This is a genomic window from Roseateles sp. Mitsp63, assembly GCF_059491535.1.
Genome location: NZ_CP168509.1, coordinates 5,827,970 through 5,844,816 on the forward strand (window position 1 = coordinate 5,827,970; position 16,847 = coordinate 5,844,816).

Below are 16,847 nucleotides of genomic sequence, written 5' to 3' on the forward strand. Positions count from 1 at the left end.
GACAACAGTGTCATTTGCGCTTGAAACTCTTTCGAATGCGCTCTTCCATGCATTCGTTTGAATCCGGCGCGCCAGGTCCTGGCGTCTTCTTTCTCGCGGCGGACGTGGGGGGTACCCACGCGCGCGTCGGGCTGGGCCGCACCGTGCGCGCCGCGTCCGGCGACTGCCCGGTGGAGCTGCTGCACGGCGAGGTCTACGCGTGCGCGCAATGGCCGGGGCTGGGGGAGCTGCTGGCGGACTTCGTCGCCCGGCTGGCCGATACGCCCTGGGGCGCCGAGGTGCCGATCGCGGGCTGCGCGCTGGCCTGCGCCGGCTATGTGCAGGAGGACCAGGTCGTGAACCGCAACCTGCCGTGGCCGGTGTCGATCTCCGCGCTGCGGCGGCGGCTGAAGATCGAGCGGCTCACGGTGATCAACGACTTCGAGGCGCTGGCGCACGCGGTGCCGTACGTGAAGCCGCGGGACATGCGGCCGCTGATGACCGGCGACGGCAGCGCGAAGGGCCTGGCCTCCGGCACGATCGTCGTCATGGGGCCAGGCACCGGCCTGGGCTGCGCCGCGGTGCTGCCCGGCAGTGCGGGACCGCAGGTGCTGCCGACCGAAGCGGCGCATGTCTCGCTCGCGCCGGGCACCGCGCGCGAGATCGACATCCTGCGCCTGCTCGCGGGCGATCGCGACCATGTGCCGGTGGAGAACGCGCTGTCCGGACCGGGGCTGCTCAAGCTGTACCGGGCCATCTCGACGCTGCGCGGGGAGTCACCGGTGCTGGACACGCCGGCCGCGGTGACGGGCGCCGCGCTGGAGCAGCGCTCGGAGGCCGCGGTCGAGGCGCTGAGCACCTTCTGCGCGCTGCTGGGCAGCTTCGCGGCGGACCTGGCGGCGCTCTATGGCGCGCACGGCGGCATCCTGCTCGCGGGCGGCATCCTGCCCAGGATCGAGAGCTTCCTGCAGCAGAGCGATTTCAAGAAGCGCTTCCTCAACAAGGGCGTGCTGGCGCCGTTCCTCGAGCGCGTGCCGGTCCACCTGATCGACCACGGCGACCTGGGCGTGCTCGGGGCGGCATGTTGGCTGGAGCGGGAGCTGGCGCGAAAGACGGGCTGAGCTCGCAGCCCGACACGAACCGGATCCAGCAAGCCCTCTCGGCGTGTCCCGCCGGGCAGGCGGTCAAGCTGGTCGCGGGCGCGTCGGGAGAAACCGGGTTCCTGAGCGGTCCGCTGACGCTGAAGTCGGGCGTGCAGCTCTGGATCGACACGAGCGTGACGCTCTTCGCATCGCGCAATCCGGCCGATTTCGACAACGGCCCGGGCAGTTGCGGCACGGCCGTCTCGTCGGATCCGAATGCCTGCAATCCGTTCATCCTCGCGAGCGGCACCGTCAACAGCGGCGTCGTCGGAGGCGGGGCGATCGACGGACGCGGCGGCAGCCTGTTGACCAGCGGTCCCAATGCCGGCAAGCGCAGCTGGTGGGACGTCGCCTGGCAGAGCAAGAGCGGCTTGAACCAGCAGAACCCGCGCCTGATCCAGGTGAACAAGGGGAGCAACTTCACGCTCCACGACATCACCCTCCAGAACTCGCCGAACTTCCACGTCGTGACCAGCGGTGTCTCGGGCGTCACCGCCTGGGGCATCAAGATCCTGTCGCCCAGCGCGGTCTACACGAAGCCGAACTACGCCTGCGCCGCGGGCACGACCCCGGACGTGCGGACGCCGGCCACCTGCTTCACGCCCGACACCGTGAAGAACACCGACGGCTTCGATCCGGGCACGTCCAACCGGGTCCTGCTCGCCTACTCGTACATCAGCACCGGGGATGACGACGTCGCGGTCAAGGCGGGGGGCAGTCCGGCGTCGACACAGCTGACCTTCGCGCACAACCACTTCTATTACGGCCACGGGATGTCGATCGGCAGCGAGACGGACGCCGGGCTGAGCGACCTGGCGGTGGTCGACCTGTCCATCGACGGCTATGACAGCCCGAACGGCAACGGGCTTCGCGTCAAGTCGGACTCGTCACGGGGCGGCAATGTCCACAACGTGAGCTACAGCCAGATCTGCCTGCGCAACCTGCGCCGGCCGCTCGTGTTCGATGCCTTCTACAGCAGCGCGACGGGATCCAAATATCCGAACTTCAATGGCATCAAGCTGAGCGGCGTCCGCTCCCTGGGCAGCGCGAAGTACGGCGGCGGGTTGATGTCCTTCGCGGGCTATGCGCTCAATGGGCAGAACAACCCGTTGACGATCACGCTAGACAACGTGGTCTTCGATGGCACACCGCCTACGTTCGAGGCCGGCCACAACGGCGGGCCCTCGACGCTGCCCGCGAATGTCCACTTCACGTTGGGCCCGGGGCCGGTGAGCTTCGCATCGGCGATCTCGGCGTCGGTGCCGGCTGACGTGACGGTGACGGGCGTGCCGGGAACGGCGGCCGCCGTCGACTGCAGCAAGGCCTTCGTGCCGTTGAGTTCGGTGCTGGCGAACTCGCCAATCTGAATCAGCCCGCCGCAGCCGCCAGGATCTCCCGCAGCGACTTCGGCGGCCGGCCCGACAGGCGCTCGATGTCGCTTGTGACCACGTCGAAGTCGCCCCGCACGAAGCTCTTCTTGATGTCGGCCATGACGTTGACAACGATCTCGGGCAGCCCGGCCTGCGTCAACCCGCCGCGCAATTGCGCCTCGTCGATGACGGCGTATCCCAGCGGCTTGCCGAGCACCTGCGACGCCGTCCGCGCCCGCTCCTCCCCGCTGACGGCGACCGGTCCCGTGGCGTTGTAGATGGCGCCCGCATGCCCGTCGCCGAGCAGCGCGCCGGCCGTCGCGGCGGCCAGGTCGTCACGCGAGACGTAGGCCACGCGCTCCTCGCCCAGCCCGGTCAGGACGCCCATGGCCGCGGACATCTGGATCTCCTGCGCCATCGACTCCGCGAAGTAGTTCATCCGCAGGATCGTCCACAGCGGCGCGGTGCGGATGAGGTGCTGCTCGGCGGTCCAGAAGGCTTCGGTCAGGGCCGGCGCCTCCGTCTTGCGCGTGCCGGCCGCTGATATCAGGAAGAGATGCTTCACGCCCGCCGCCAAGGCGGCGTCGATGGCGCCCCGCAACTGCCGGCCGCGGACGCCGGGCGCGAGGTCGGCGCTGGGGATCAGCAGCAGGCGGTCAAGGCCCGCGAAGGCGGCTGGCAGCGTCTGCGGCGCGTCGAAGTCGCCCAGCCGGCCTTGCGCCGGGCTTGGGACCTTGCCGGGCGAGCGCGAGATGCCCACGATCTCGTGGCCGCCGCCCCGTTCGGCCAGTTCCTTCAGGACCGCCTGTCCCAGTTGGCCACTCGCGCCGCTGATACCAATCTTCATGTCACAGACCCTTCGCAGTTACGAACAAAATGTGCGTGGTACTTTGCGGGAAGCGGCACCTGTCCGCAAGAACGCACGCCGGCGTGCGCTACGAACATCGGTGTGCGTGCCGGCAGATCAGGAAACGGAAATGAGCAAGCTTCGAGCAGTCCCGCCACCCGCCGAGGAGCCGGTGGACCCCGACCATGCGACCTGCCGCGCGGTGGGTCAGATCCTCGATCGCGTCGGCGACAAATGGAGCGTGATGGCGGTCGGCACCCTGTCCAAGGGGCCGATGCGCTTCAACGCGATGATGCGCACGATCGGCGGCGTCTCGCACCGCATGCTGACCTTGACGCTGCGTGGACTGGAGCGCGATGGGCTGGTCAAGCGCACCGTCTTCCCGACGGTCCCGCCCAAGGTCGAGTACGAACTGACGGAGCTCGGCAGTTCCCTCATCAAGCCGCTGAGGACGCTGGCGATCTGGGCACAGGAGCACCGTCCCGCGGTCGAGGCCGCGCGCGCCAGGTTCGATGGCGAGGAGCCGCGCAAGCGGGTCGGCTGAATCGCCGCGGCGACGCGCCCGCTTCTGCTCAGGCCGCTGGCGGCGACGCCGTGAAGCTCAGCAGCACGCGCGTTCCTGCCCCCGGCGTGCTCAGCACCTGAAGGCTGCCGCCGAGCAGCCGGGCCCGCTCCTGCATGCCCAGGACCCCGAAGCCCACCCGCGAGTCCAGGGGATCGAAGCCGACGCCGTCATCGCTGATCTCCAGCAACCAGCCCTCGCCTTCGCCTTCGCCGTTGCCTCCGCCTTCACGCGTCAAGCTCAGCGCCGCATGGCTGGCCTGGGCATGGCGCCGCACGTTGGTGAGCGACTCCTGAGCGATGCGGAACACCATCGTGGCCATCTGCAAAGGGATCTCGCGCGTGTCCGGATCGACCCGCAGGCTGCACGGCAATGCCGAGCTCGAGGTGAACTCGGCCACCAGCCACTGCAGCGCCGCTTCGAGCCCGCCATCCAGCGCGGGAGGCCGCAGCTGCGACACCAGTCCGCGAACCGTGCGCATCAGCCGGTCGACGCGGCAGAGCAGGAAGTCCGGATCCAGGGGCTGCGCGGGCTTGCTCGAGTTCTGCCGTCCTTTCGCGACGGAGACCTCCATCTTCAGCGCGGCCAGTTGCTGGCCCAGCTCGTCATGCAATTCACGGGAGACGCGCAAGCGCTCCTCCTCCAGCGCATGCGCGTTGTGCTCGCCCAGACGGAGCAGTGCCGCCTGTGTGTCCGCGAGGGCCGCGGTGCGCTCCGCCACGGCGGCTTCGAGCTGACGTTGCCGTGCGCGGTCGCGCCGGCGCGACCATCGGATGGAGAGCCACCACAGCGCCATCAGCGCCACGGCGGCGGCAGCGCGTGCTTCGCGCGAGTTCCACCAGGGCGGACGAACGTCAAACGCCAGGCGCAACACCGGACCTGGCGCTTCCACGCTCGTCAGCCCGGCGGCACGAACCTCCAGCGTGTGGGCGCCGGCCTCGATCGCGCCCAGGTCGATGACGGGGCTCTGCGACGTCCGCCAATGCGAGTCCGCGTCAAGGCGGTACTCGATCCGCAGCGAGCGCGCCCGGGAGAAGCCGCCCGTCCCCACCGCGATGCGCAGCACACGCTCCTCCCACGGCACCGGCTCCGAGGGCGCCGCGCGGGTGCTCGTGCTGCCGAAGACCATCTCCTCCAGCCGCAGCGCCGGCAAGGGCGCCGGCGGCTTGCCGGGCAGCAGGCGTGTCAGGCCGGCGCTGGTGCCGATCCAGACGCTGCCATCGGGATCGGCCAGAAAGGCCGACGTCACGTCGTTCCAGATCAGGCCGGTGCGCCGATCCAGCCGCGACCACTGGCCGTCAGTGGAGCGGACGAAGACGCCGCGGTCCGTTCCCATCCACAGCCGCTTGTCGCGGTCCGCATGAAGGCTGGAGACGGCGGCGTCCCCGAAGGTGGATTTGGGCAGGAACTCCAATTGGCGCGCGGTGGCTCCGGACAGCGCGTGGACGCCCAGGCCCTCCGTGCCGCCGGCCCACACCGTGTGGTCCAGCACCAGGGCTTCCAGCGCGTCGATGGCATGGCCATGCGAATCCGCCACATTGGCCCAGCCCACGCGCTGACGCATCCACAGATCGCGTCCGCTGATGACGAAGTCATCGTGGTCGCCGTCCGCCAGGACGCGGGTGTCGTAGCGCGGATCGAAGATCCCGGCGCCGACCTTCTGGCGGCTCAGGCGCCCCGTGGACATGTCGAGCAGTTCAAGGCCGACATCGCCGGATGCATAGATCCGGCCGGCTCCCTGCGAGATCGTCTGCAGCCCCTTGTCGCGAGCGACGACGCGGGCTTGGAGCTCGCCGGCCTTGATGCTGATCACCTGGCCGGCGTCCACCCACCACAGGTCCCCGGACCGGTCCACCGCCAGCCGATGGACGGGTCCGGCAGGCGCCGCCGTGGGCAGCTTCGGTCTGCGGAAGCTGCGAGTCGAAGCATCGAACCAGGCCACGCCGTTCCCGGTGGCCGCCCAGAGCCGGCCGCTGCCGTCGCGCGCCAGTGCGAGCACGGCCGGTTCGGGCAGTCCCGAGGCGTCGGTCCAGTGCTCGACCCGGCCGTAGCCGACCCAGCGGTAGACGCCGCGCCCGTTGGCGCTCAGCCACAACGAGCCCTCCGCATCGAACATCAGCCCGCGCAGCGCTGTCTCCGGCAGGCCGTCTTCCCGGGTCCACTCGCGCCAGCGCTCGCCATCCCAGGCGGCGATGCCGCGGGTCGTCAGGGTGAGGATGGTGCCGCGTGCATCCTCGACGAGGGCGCCGTCCCCGGCCACCGACCGTCGCAGCGGCGCCGCCACGACGGTGAAGCGGGCCGAGCCCGGCGCCAGCCTGGCCAGGCGCCGGCTGCTGCGAGCCCAGAGGCTGCCATCGCGCGACACGAGGAGTTGGCCCCAGATGTCCTGCGGCAGCCCCTGCGCCGCGCCCCAAGGCTGAACGCGGCCATCGCGCCGCTCGCAGAGTTGTGAGCCGCAGCCGAACCAGAGCGACTGGCCGCGATGCCGCATCGGGAGCAGCTGCTCGGGGAGGGATTGCAGTTCGGGGACGTCCGCCCGTTGCACGACCAAGCGGGGGCCGGCCGGGCCGTCGGCGGCGGCGGCGGCGGTCCAGAGAAGCCGGTCCTCATCGATGGCGTAGAGCCTGCCCTGCCCGTCCAGCTCCAGCTGCTGGCCGGATTGCACGTGCAGATGCTTGCCATTGGGCTTGAGCACTTCCGTCCAATCCGGGCCGTCGCGCCCATCCTGACGCACGTACACGCCACCTTCCGCCAGGACCCACAGGCGGCCGCGGGCGTCGAGGCGCGCGCCGTAGACGTAGCCGCCGGCTTCCTTGGGCAGTGGTTCGGGATGGACGCGGAATCCGTCGAAGCGGAACAGGCCGTTGTCGGTGCAGATCCACAGCCTGGCCTGCGGGTCTTGCACGAGGCACTGCGACGTGAGGCTGGTCAGGCCCTGGTCTTCCTGGAAGGACTCGAGGACGACATGCTCGGCATGGGCGGGATGAGCGGCCAAGCCGAGCAACACGAACAGACTCGCCACGCACGACCAGACAATGCGGTGCGACATTCGTTGGGTTTTGGTTTGACTCGGGTTGACCGAAGGGTTTATCGCCGCAATCACCAAAGCCTCTGCGCTTGTTTTGGGAAATCAAATTTGGAGGTGCTTCCAAGCCCCCTCCTCAGCCCCAAAGTGTCTCTCCTCCGCCTCGCCGCTCACGCGCTTGGCGGCGCAGGGCTGTGCAGAATCGCGCACAGGAGGAACACCTATGGCGGATGCGGCATTGATCGCCCCCAGTCCCAGCGACGCCGGCGTAAACGGCCGGACAAGCTTGCGGCGCGGTTGCCCGTTACGTCGGAAGGTACTTCTCGTTGACCCGTTGAACCGTGAGGTTCGAAACAGGCCAGTCCGTCAATTGCTGTACGACCAGTTCTCGAAGCGCTTCAAGCTCGGCGCAGTCCTCGACCTTGTCACTCAAGATGAAGCGAGCCCGGCGTGAAGTGAGCAGCATCTGAAACTTCGAGCGGTCGTCGTCGGTTGAAATGTCCACTGCAAGTTTGATTGGTCCGTCCTCGAACCAGGCGAACCACCCCCAGTCCTCCTGGTTCGATTGCAGGTCGTTGCCGTACTTGCTCCTCAGCGCAGGAAGCAGCCGGTCTAGAACCACGTCACCACCAATGCAGCAGTCGTTGATGTACTGGTCGGCATCTGAAATCTCGACTTGCCTGGAGAAGGTCAAGACATACGGCATTTGCACCTCTAGGAAAGGTCTGCAAAACCCTTCGTCAATCCGGCTGGCGGGCGAAGGCGCGCGGGGAGGGAGGATAGCTTTCCATACCGACGGGCTGCCTGAACGGGGCGCGGTGGACACAACCCGCCAAGGAAAGAGGCCGGACATCGGTGGGCAGTCCACACGAGTCCGGCCTTCATTTGTCAGCTGACCTGCCTCACTCCACCGTCACACTCTTCGCCAGATTCCGCGGCTTATCGACGTCCGTGCCGCGCGCGCACGCCGTGTGATACGCCAGCAGCTGCAGCGGCACCGTATGCAGGATCGGGCTAAGCGCGCCGTAGTGTTCCGGCATCCGGATCACATGCAGCCCTTGCTCGCTATCGATCCGCGTATCCCCGTCCGCGAACACGAACAGCTCCCCGCCCCGCGCGCGCACTTCCTGCATGTTGCTCTTGAGCTTCTCCAGCAGCGTGTCGTTCGGCGCCACCGTCACCACCGGCATCTGCGCCGTCACCAGCGCCAGCGGGCCATGCTTGAGCTCGCCCGCCGGGTACGCCTCGGCGTGGATGTAGCTGATCTCCTTGAGCTTCAGCGCCCCTTCCAGCGCGATCGGGTAATGCAGCCCGCGGCCCAGGAACAGCGCGTTCTCCTTGCGCGCGAATTCCTCGCTCCACGCAATCACCTGCGGCTCCAGCGCCAGCACCGCCTGCACCGCCACCGGCAGGTGACGCAACGCCTTCAGGTGCTCCGCCTCCTGCGCCTCGCTCAGATGCCCGCGCGTCTGCGCCAGCGCCAGCGTCAGCAGGAACAGCCCCACCAGCTGCGTCGTGAACGCCTTCGTCGACGCCACGCCGATCTCCGCCCCCGCCCGCGTGATGTAGGCCAGCGCGCATTCCCGCACCATCGCGCTCGTCGGCACGTTGCACACCGTCAGCGTGTGCTTCATCCCCATCGAGCGCGCATGCTTGAGCGCCGCCAGCGTGTCCGCCGTCTCGCCGCTCTGGCTGATCGTCACCACCAGCGTGCGCGGATTCGGCACGCTGTCGCGGTAGCGGTACTCGCTGGCGATCTCCACGCTGGTGGGGATCTTCGCGATGCTCTCCAGCCAGTACTTCGCCGTCGAGCCCGCGTAGTAGCTGGTCCCGCACGCCAGGATCAGCACCGAATCCACCTCCTTGAAGATCCGGTACGCGCCATCGCCGAACAGCTCCGGACTGATCGCCGTCACCGCGTCCAGCGTGTTGGCGATCGCCACCGGCTGCTCGAAGATCTCCTTCTGCATGTAATGCCGGTACGGCCCCAGCTCCGCCGCGCCGCTGTGCGCGTGCACGGTCCGCACCTCGCGCGCGACGGTGACGAAGCGGCCCGTCGCCGCGTCCTTGTTGCTGATCCAGTAGCGGCCCAGTTGCAGGTCGACGACGTCGCCCTCCTCCAGATAGACGATCTGGTCCGTCACGCCGGCCAGCGCCATCGCGTCCGAAGCCAGGAAGTTCGCCCCCGCGTGCGCGTCGACGCCCACGCCCAGCACCAGCGGCGAGCCCTCGCGCGCGCCGATCACGCGGTGCGGCTCGTCCTTGTGGAACACGGCGATCGCATACGCGCCGCGCAGTTGGCCGACCGCCGTCTGCACCGCCTCCAGCAGGTCGCCGTGGTAATGGAAATCGACCAGGTGCGCGATGACCTCGGTGTCGGTCTGGCTGTTGAAGACGTAGCCCCGCGACTTGAGTTCGGCGCGCAGCTCATCGTGGTTCTCGATGATGCCGTTGTGGACCAGCGCGACGCGGCCCGGCTGCAGATGCGCCTCGGCGCCCGGGCCGTGCGAGAAATGCGGATGCGCGTTGTGCACCGCCGGCGCGCCGTGCGTCGCCCAGCGCGTGTGCGCGATGCCGGTGCCCGCCGCCACGCCGTCCTGGCCGGCCAGCGTCTGCAGCTCCGACACCCGCGAGGTGCTGCGCGCCCGGCGCAGTTGGCCGTCCTGGTGCACCGCGACACCGCAGGAGTCATAGCCGCGGTACTCGAGCCGCTTCAGGCCCTCGATCAGGATGGGAACGATGTCTTGCTGGCTGACTGCGCCGACGATGCCGCACATGTTGGTCTCCCCGGCAGTGCCGGACGAATCAAAGAGTGTCGGGATGCTAGGCATCTCATGGAACAAGATGCTTTCAACATTCGATGAACGATGAAAGAATTCGTCATCGTTGAATGAACGTGGCGATTAATTTCACCGAAGACGTGTAGATGGAATATCCAGTCACACTCGACGCGATCGACCTGCGGGTGTTGGACCTGCTCCAGCAGGACGCGTCGCTGTCCAACCAGGCCCTGGCCGAGCGCGCGCATGTGTCGCCGGCAACCTGCCTGCGCCGCGTCCGGCGGCTCGTGGAAACCGGCGTCATCGAGAAGCAGGTGGCCATCCTCTCGCCGGAGAAGCTCGGCGCGGGCTTGTCGGCGCTCGTCGAGATCACCCTCGACCGCCAGGGCGCCGAGCACCTCGACGCCTTCGAGGCGCTCGCCATCGCGGCGCCCGAGGTGCAGCAGTGCTGGCGCGTCGCGCCAGGGCCGGATTTCGTGCTGGTGCTGCAGGTGCCGGATATGCCGGCCTATCACGCGCTGGTGCAGCGGCTGTTCACGCAGCACGCCAACGTCCGCAACGTGAAGGCCTTCTTCAGCGTCAAGCGCGCGAAGTTCGAGCCGCGCCTGGCCCTGCCGGCGGCACGCCCCTGAGGGCATTCACCGCTGCTGCCGGCATGAACTCCCTCGCCCCCCGCGAGGGGGGAGAGGGCAGGGGAGAGGGGGTGCTTCGAAGGGCAGCAGCGCTGTGGCACGAGCCCCCTCTCCCCTCCCTCTCCCCGGTGGGGCGAGGGGGTTTACTACGACGGCGTCCGGCTCCTACCCCCCTCGCCCGCTTGCGGGAGAGGGCGGGGGTGAGGGCCAGCGGCCTGCGCCGTCAGCGCTTGAGGATGAGCAGCCCCTTGAGGTACTCGCCCTCGGGGAAGTAGATGGTCTGCGGATGGTCCGGCGTCGCGCCGACGCGGTCCAGGATCAGCCCGTCCGTGCCCGCGTCGATGCCGGCGCCCGCGACGATCTTGTGGAACAGCTCCGGCCCCACGCCGCCCGAGCACGAGAACGTGAACAGCAGGCCGCCCGGCTTCAGCAGCATCAGGCCGAGCCGGTTGATGTCCTTGTACGCCCGCGCGGCGCGGTCGGCGTGGGCCGCCGTCGGCGCGAACTTCGGCGGATCCAGCACGATCGCGTCGAACTGCCGGCCCTGCTTCAGCAGTTCGCGCAGCGTGTGGTTCACGTCGGCGTCCAGCGCCGTGTGATGCGCCGGATCAAAGCCGTTGAGCGCCACGTGAGCCGTCGCCCGCGCCAGCGCCGGGCCGGACGAGTCGACGCTGATCACCTCCGTCGCGCCGCCCGCCAGCGCCGCGACGGAGAAGCCGCCCGTGTAGCTGAAGCAGTTCAGCACCGAGCGGCAGCCGTATTGCCGGACCACCTCGGCGAACTTGCGGCGGTTGTCGCGCTGGTCGAGGTAGTAACCGGTCTTGTGACCCTCGGCCACGTCCAGGCTCAGCTTCCAGCGGTTCTCCGAGATCACCAGCTCGGTCCCGCCCTCACCGCGCAGCCAGCCGGTCACGGCTTCCATGCCCTCGAGCGTGCGCACATTCGCGTCGGAACGCTCATACAGCCGCGACAGCCCGGTCTGCGCGAGCAGCTGATCGGCGATGGTCTGCTTCCAGCGCTCCATGCCCGCGGACAGGAACTGCGCGCTGAGCGTGTCGCCGTAGCGGTCCACGATCAGGCCCGGCAGGCCGTCGGCCTCGCCGTGGATCAGGCGCACCGCGTCCGAGTCGATCGGCATGCGCGCGCGCAGCCCGATCGCGGCGGCGATGCGGCGCTCGAAGAAGGCGGCGTCGATGCGCTCCTTCTCATCGAAGCTCCACGCGCGCACGCGGATCAGCGACTCCGGGCTGAACGAGGCCCAGCACAGGAACTGGCCCTCGGAGGACTCCACGCGCACGGTCTCGCCGGCGTCGGCCTTGCCCTTCTCGATCGAGCCCTGGAACACCCATGGGTGACGGCGCAGCAGCGAGCGATCCTTGCCCGGGCGCAGACGAATGACTTTCATAGGGTCGCGATTGTCTCAGCGCTTCTCTGCCGGCCCCAGCGTCCCGAACGCCCAGCCGATGTTCAGGCTGACCATCGGCGTGCTGTGCCGGTCGCCGCGCAGCGCCTTCCACTGGCCCACGCCGACCTTCACGCGCAGCCGGTCCTTGCCGGTGCCTTCCCATTGACCCCAGAGCTCGCCCTGCGTCACCGCGCCGCCGCCGACCTGCACGCCGCCGCCGCCGGCCGCGCCGACCAGCGCCTCCGCGCCCACGCGCATGCCGCTCCACTTGGGCGACTGCGCGCCCATGCCGAACATGCCGTACGAGAACGCGCCCGCCTTGCCCAGCGCCGCGCTGCCCGCCTGCGCCACGCCGTACCACGGCCCGCCGAAGTCGCGCGTCATGCCCAGCCCCAGGCCGGTCACGCCGGCGCGCGTGCCGTCCTTGAAGACGAATTCCTTGAAGTGCGGCACGCTCATGTACCAGGTCTGCGCCCGCACCGTGCCCGACTCCAGCGGCGGGCTGCTCAGGATGCGCGACACCTTCTCCAGCGGCAGCGCCAGCGAGCCGCGCACCTGCAGCGAGTCGTAATGCCCCCACGGCGCCTTCATGTAGCCGGCGTCCAGGCGCAACGTCGGCCCCCACGGCGTGATCCAGCGCAGCGTCGGCCCGACCCGCACCAGCCAACCATTGCCGGTGTCCATGTCGCCACCGCCGCCCAGGCCGAACGAGACCTGCCCGCCCACGCGCAGCCGCTCGCTGCCGATGCCCCAGTCCTGGCCGGCATTGGCCAGGATCTCCATGTAGCCGTCGTGTCCGCCCGCCGCGGCGCCCGAGGCCTCCAGGCCCCACCACGACGCGCCGTTGCCGAAGTACTGCCGCAGGTCCGCGCCGGCCTTGCCCTTGCGGCTGGTCAGCGGCACGCCGCCGCGCGTGCGGCTGCCGCCACGCGGCTTCTCGACGCCGGCGCTGATCGCGATCTCGTCGAAGCCCATGCCCGTGCGATCGCCCGCCCGTCCCGGCGAGCCCGATTCGCTCGGCGAGAAGCTCAGGAAGCGGTCCATCCGGCCGATCGTGAACGCCACGCCGGTGTCCTTGATGTTGCCGCTGCCATTGGGGAAGGCCACGTGCGACACGCCCACGCCGGCGTACCAGTTGCCGAACTCGCGCCGCAGCGACAGCTCCGGCCGCAGCATCAGCCCGCCGCCGGGGCGGATCTTGTCCGAGCTCACGCCGCCGCCTGCACCGGCATACAGGCTCGCCGCCACGTGCCAGTCCTGCCCGACCCGGAAGCGCCGCTGCACGTTGAAGCCCACCGTGAACAGGCCGCCGAACTGGCCCTGCGCCGCGCCGTACGCGGCCGGACCCAGGCCCCAGTCCTCGTTGATCGCGACCATGTAGCTCGCACCCAGGAAGGCCGTCTTCTGCCCCGTGGGCATCGTCATCGGCGTCCAGTTCAGCTCGAACGCGGCCGGGCGGCTGTCCGTCGCCGTGACCACCTTCGGGCCGGCCGCGGCCGACGACGCCGATGGCGCCGATGGCGCCGCATCGCCGCCCTGCGCATGCGCCTGCAGCGGCGCCGCCAGCAGCGCCGAGCACAGCAGCAGCGGACGGGACGGGAAGTTCGAAGCGGTCGGGACGAAGCGGATCATCGGGATCAATCGGTTATTTCTTGCGGGCACGCGGGTGCGCCGCGTCGTAGACCTTGGCCAGGTGCTGGAAGTCCAGCCGGGTGTAGACCTGCGTGGTGCTGATGTTGGCGTGGCCCAGCAGCTCCTGGACCGCGCGCAGGTCGCCGCTGCTCTGCAGCAGGTGCGACGCGAACGAGTGGCGCAGCATGTGTGGATGGACATGCGTGGGCATGCCCGCCGCCAGCGCGCGCTGCTTCAGGCGCTTGCGGACCTGGTCGGCGCTCAACCGCCGGCCGCGCGGGCCCACCAGCAGCGCCGGCTCGTCCGCCGCCGCCCACTGGCCGCGCAGCGCCAGCCATTCGCCCAGCGCCGTCATCGACGCGCTGCCCAGCGGCACCGCGCGGCGCTTGCCGCCCTTGCCCAGCACCTGCGCCTCGGCCGCATCCAGCACGATCCAGCCGGCCGCCGCCGCGTGGTGGCGCACGTCCAGGCCCACCAGCTCCGACACGCGCAGCCCGCTGCCGTAGAGCAGCTCCACGATGCAGCGCTCCAGCGCCTCCACGGCCGGATCGGCGGGATCCTGATGATGCTCGGCGAGCCGCACCGCGTCGTCGACGCCGAGCGCCTTGGGCAGCGGCCGCCCTTGCTTGGGCGCGTGCAGGTCGGTGATCGGGTTCGCGTCGACCAGGCCGTCCTGGCCCAGCCAGCGGTACCAGCCGCGCCACGCCGACAGGATCAGCGACAGCGTGCGCGGCTTGAGCCGCTCGCCATGCAGTTTGGCCAGGAAGCGCCGCGCCTGCGGCGCGGACAGGCGCAGCAGGTCCAGGCCCTCGGCCGCGGCGAAGCCGCTCAGCCGCCGCAGCGCGTCCGCATACAGCGTCAGCGTGCGCTCCGCCAGGCGGCGCTGCACGCGCAGGTGATCGAGGTAGCGCTGCTGCCCGTCAGTCAGGTCAGTCGGGTCAGTCAGGCTGGACGGCGGCATGCGGATCGGCGTCCAGCAGGCGCGAGAGCGCGGCGCTCGCGATCTCGCCGACGCGGGACAGGAACTCGGTGCCCATCTCGGCCGTGTAGCGCGTCGGATCGGGCGAGCCCAGCACCAGCAGCCCAAAGGGCTGCGCCGGCGCCCCGGCCGTCAGCGGCACCAGCGCCAGCGAGGCGACGTCGTCCTCCAGCCAGCGCGCCGCCTCGAACCCCGAATTGATGCCGCAGTACGGCTGGTTCAGGCTGCCGACGAAGGTCTTCACGTCCGCGCTGACCTCGGCCGCGAACGGCGCCAGCGCGTGGCCCGCGTCGACGTTCCACAGGCGCAGGTTGGCCTGCGGGATCAGGAACTGGTGGCGCAGCTCGCGCAGCAGCACTTCGGGCAGCTGGCGCTCGTCGCGCGTCAGCATCAGCGCCAGCGTCCAGCGGTGCAGCCGGTCGGCGATCGCGACGTTCTCCTGCCCGTTGCGGATCATCTCGACGATCTTGTGCTCCAGGCCGCGGATCTTCTCGCGCAGCAGCTCCGCCTGGCGCTCCTGCAGCGAGACCGCGCGCTGCCCGTGCGGATGCGAGATCCGGACGTTGGCCAGCAGCTCGGCGTGACGTTCGAAGAACGCCGGGTCATTCGCCAGGTAGTCGGCGATGTCTTGTTCGGTGATGCCTTCGATGCCGCTCACAGTTCGATTTCTCCTTCAAAGACCGTCTGCGCGGGACCGGTCATGTACACCGGGGCCGACAGCCCCGGGCCGCCCGGCGTCATGCCGGCCCATTCGATCCGCAGGTCGCCGCCGCGGGTGTGCACCTCGACGGCCTCGTCCAGCCAGCCCAGCATGATGCCCGCCACCACCGCCGCGCAGGCGCCGGTGCCGCAGGCCAGCGTCTCGCCGGCGCCGCGCTCGTACACCCGCAGCTTCACCTCGCCGCGGCTGATCACCTGCAGGAAGCCGGCATTCACCCGGCGCGGGAACGCTTCATGGTTCTCGACCAGCGGCCCCACGATGCCCACCGGCGCATGGTCGACGTCCTCGACCCGCTGCACCGCGTGCGGATTGCCCATCGACAGCACCGCGACCTCGGCCGTCATGCCATCGCCCAGGTCCAGCGGCCAGCGCGCGTAGCCGCCGTCCGCCGGCCGGGCCGCCGCGCGTTCCGGGTCGAACGGGATCGCGGGCAGGTCGAAGACCGGCGCGCCCATGTCGACCGTGACCCGGCCGTCTTCGCGCAGGCGCAGTTCGAGCAGCGCGTTGATCGTCTGGACGCGGATGGTGCGCTTGCCGGTCAGCCCCTTGTCGACGACGAAGCGCACGAAGCAGCGCGCCCCATTGCCGCACTGCTCCACCTCGGAGCCGTCCGAGTTGAAGATGCGGTAGCCGAAGTCCACGTCCGGCGTCTTCGGCGCCTCGATCACCAGCACCTGGTCGCAGCCCACGCCGAAGCGGCGGTCGGCGACACGCCGCAGCTGGTCGGCGCTCAGCGGCATCGGGTGGCGCGTGGCGTCCAGCACGATGAAGTCGTTGCCGGCGCCCTGCATCTTGGTGAAGCGCAGTTTCATGGGGGCGGATTATCGGGAATACAGCGACGGCTCGCCGGGCGGCCGCGTCTTGAATCGCTTGTGGACCCAGAAATACTGGGCCGGGTGCTCGCGGATGCGGTCCTCGAGCCAGCGGTGGAAGCGCAGCGCGTCGGCCTCGACATCGCCGCTGGGGTAGTCCGGCAGCGGCTCATGGGCGTGGATGACGATGCCCTGACCCTTGGGCAGCATCGTGACGATCACCGGCTGCACCACCATCTTCATGGTCTCGGCGATCTTGGCCGGCGCCAGCAGCGTGTTGGCCGGCACGCCGAAGAACGGCACGAAGGCCGAATCCTTGGGGCCGAAGTCCATGTCCGGCAGGTTCAGGAAGGAGTAGCCGTCGCGGATCGCCCGCAGGATGCTGCGCACGCCCTCCTGGCGGTCGACCAGCTTGGTCGTCCCGAAACGCGAGCGCGCCTTGCGCAGCGCCTCGTCGAACAGCGCGTTGCTCTGCCGCTGGTAGATGCTGGCGCCGGGGCGCGCCTGGTTCAGCATCAGCGCCGGGCCGATCCAGTCCAGGCCCACGAAGTGCGGCATCAGCCACATCACCGGCCGGTCGACCTGTTCGGACAGCTTGATGTTGCCCTCGATGCGCATCAGCCGCAGCAGGCGCCGGTCGGACGCGTACCAGAGCAGGCCGCGCTCGAGCAGGCTGCGGCCCAGCCAGCCGAAATGCTCGCGCACCAGGGCCTGGCGTTCGGCCAGGGGCTTCTCGGGGAAGCAGAGTTCCACGTTGCGCAGCGCCACGCGCCGGCGCGATCCCGCCACGCGATGCAGCAGCGCGCCCAGGCCCCAGCCCAACGCCGCCAGCCAGCGCAGCGGCAGCCAGTGCAGCAGCCACAACAGGCCGATCAGCGCATAAGTCCCAAGTTTTCCCATCGACCGTCCGACGCCTTGCTCAGGCTCTTTCCTATAATGCGGCCCCATGTCGCCGAGTTAA

At 69.6% G+C, this 16,847-nt stretch carries 14 protein-coding genes; 4 read left to right on the forward strand and 10 right to left on the reverse strand.

The features are described from left to right. Positions 1 to 47 precede the first annotated feature (47 nt). Both ACEN96_RS25255 and ACEN96_RS25260 read left to right on the forward strand, forming a co-directional pair. Positions 48 to 1,100: a glucokinase gene (locus tag ACEN96_RS25255; protein ID WP_495585766.1), complete on the forward strand. Its 1,053-nt coding sequence runs from the start codon at positions 48 to 50 to the stop codon at positions 1,098 to 1,100. After that, positions 1,061 to 2,488 (forward strand): glycoside hydrolase family 28 protein, encoded by a 1,428-nt coding sequence (locus ACEN96_RS25260; RefSeq protein WP_495585767.1) that lies wholly within the window; start codon positions 1,061 to 1,063, stop codon positions 2,486 to 2,488. Before ACEN96_RS25255 ends, ACEN96_RS25260 begins: the two co-directional genes overlap by 40 nt. Position 2,489: 1 nt before the next feature. On the opposite strand, the gene ACEN96_RS25265 is transcribed toward ACEN96_RS25260, so the two are convergent. Next, positions 2,490 to 3,338 carry an NAD(P)H-binding protein gene (locus ACEN96_RS25265; protein ID WP_495585768.1) on the reverse strand — a complete coding sequence of 283 codons (849 nt, stop codon included), beginning with the start codon at positions 3,336 to 3,338 and terminating at the stop codon, positions 2,490 to 2,492. A gap of 130 nt (positions 3,339 to 3,468) precedes the next feature. Between ACEN96_RS25265 and ACEN96_RS25270 the strand changes: the two genes are divergently transcribed. After that, positions 3,469 to 3,882: a winged helix-turn-helix transcriptional regulator gene (locus ACEN96_RS25270; protein WP_495585769.1), complete on the forward strand. Its 414-nt coding sequence runs from the start codon at positions 3,469 to 3,471 to the stop codon at positions 3,880 to 3,882. 28 nt (positions 3,883 to 3,910) lie between these two features. Here ACEN96_RS25270 and ACEN96_RS25275 read toward each other — a convergent pair whose 3' ends face one another. The 3 genes from ACEN96_RS25275 to glmS form a co-directional block, all read right to left on the reverse strand. Beyond that, positions 3,911 to 6,949 carry a sensor histidine kinase gene (locus ACEN96_RS25275; RefSeq protein ID WP_495585770.1) on the reverse strand — a complete coding sequence of 1,013 codons (3,039 nt, stop codon included), beginning with the start codon at positions 6,947 to 6,949 and terminating at the stop codon, positions 3,911 to 3,913. A 280-nt stretch (positions 6,950 to 7,229) separates the two neighbouring features. Next, a complete protein-coding gene (locus ACEN96_RS25280; protein WP_495585771.1) occupies positions 7,230 to 7,631 on the reverse strand; it encodes a hypothetical protein in 402 nt (133 codons plus the stop codon). A 196-nt stretch (positions 7,632 to 7,827) separates the two neighbouring features. Further along, positions 7,828 to 9,702 carry a glutamine--fructose-6-phosphate transaminase (isomerizing) gene (glmS, locus tag ACEN96_RS25285; protein WP_495585772.1) on the reverse strand — a complete coding sequence of 625 codons (1,875 nt, stop codon included), beginning with the start codon at positions 9,700 to 9,702 and terminating at the stop codon, positions 7,828 to 7,830. 149 nt (positions 9,703 to 9,851) lie between these two features. On the opposite strand from glmS, the gene ACEN96_RS25290 reads away from it, so the two are divergent. Next, complete coding sequence (locus ACEN96_RS25290) at positions 9,852 to 10,337, forward strand: Lrp/AsnC family transcriptional regulator (RefSeq protein WP_495585773.1); 486 nt, start codon at positions 9,852 to 9,854, stop codon at positions 10,335 to 10,337. Between the two features lie 223 nt (positions 10,338 to 10,560). Here ACEN96_RS25290 and ACEN96_RS25295 read toward each other — a convergent pair whose 3' ends face one another. Genes ACEN96_RS25295 through ACEN96_RS25320 form a run of 6 tightly spaced genes read right to left on the reverse strand, consistent with a single transcriptional unit; the run spans position 10,561 to position 16,786 of the window. Continuing rightward, the gene (locus tag ACEN96_RS25295) at positions 10,561 to 11,742 is read right to left on the reverse strand and encodes a class I SAM-dependent rRNA methyltransferase (RefSeq protein WP_495585774.1); all 1,182 of its coding nucleotides are present in this window, start codon (positions 11,740 to 11,742) and stop codon (positions 10,561 to 10,563) included. A 15-nt stretch (positions 11,743 to 11,757) separates the two neighbouring features. Further along, a complete protein-coding gene (locus tag ACEN96_RS25300; RefSeq protein WP_495585775.1) occupies positions 11,758 to 13,374 on the reverse strand; it encodes a hypothetical protein in 1,617 nt (538 codons plus the stop codon). A gap of 13 nt (positions 13,375 to 13,387) precedes the next feature. Then, the gene (locus tag ACEN96_RS25305; RefSeq protein WP_495585776.1) at positions 13,388 to 14,335 is read right to left on the reverse strand and encodes a tyrosine recombinase XerC; all 948 of its coding nucleotides are present in this window, start codon (positions 14,333 to 14,335) and stop codon (positions 13,388 to 13,390) included. Beyond that, a complete protein-coding gene (locus ACEN96_RS25310) occupies positions 14,313 to 15,011 on the reverse strand; it encodes a DUF484 family protein (RefSeq protein ID WP_495585777.1) in 699 nt (232 codons plus the stop codon). Before ACEN96_RS25310 ends, ACEN96_RS25305 begins: the two co-directional genes overlap by 23 nt. Next, entirely contained in the window at positions 15,008 to 15,886 is an 879-nt protein-coding gene (dapF, locus tag ACEN96_RS25315; RefSeq protein ID WP_495585778.1) for a diaminopimelate epimerase, read from the reverse strand. The genes ACEN96_RS25310 and dapF overlap by 4 nt, the downstream gene beginning before the upstream one ends. A gap of 9 nt (positions 15,887 to 15,895) precedes the next feature. Then, positions 15,896 to 16,786, reverse strand: coding sequence for an LpxL/LpxP family acyltransferase (locus tag ACEN96_RS25320; RefSeq protein WP_495585779.1), 891 nt, complete (start codon positions 16,784 to 16,786; stop codon positions 15,896 to 15,898). Positions 16,787 to 16,847 lie beyond the last annotated feature (61 nt).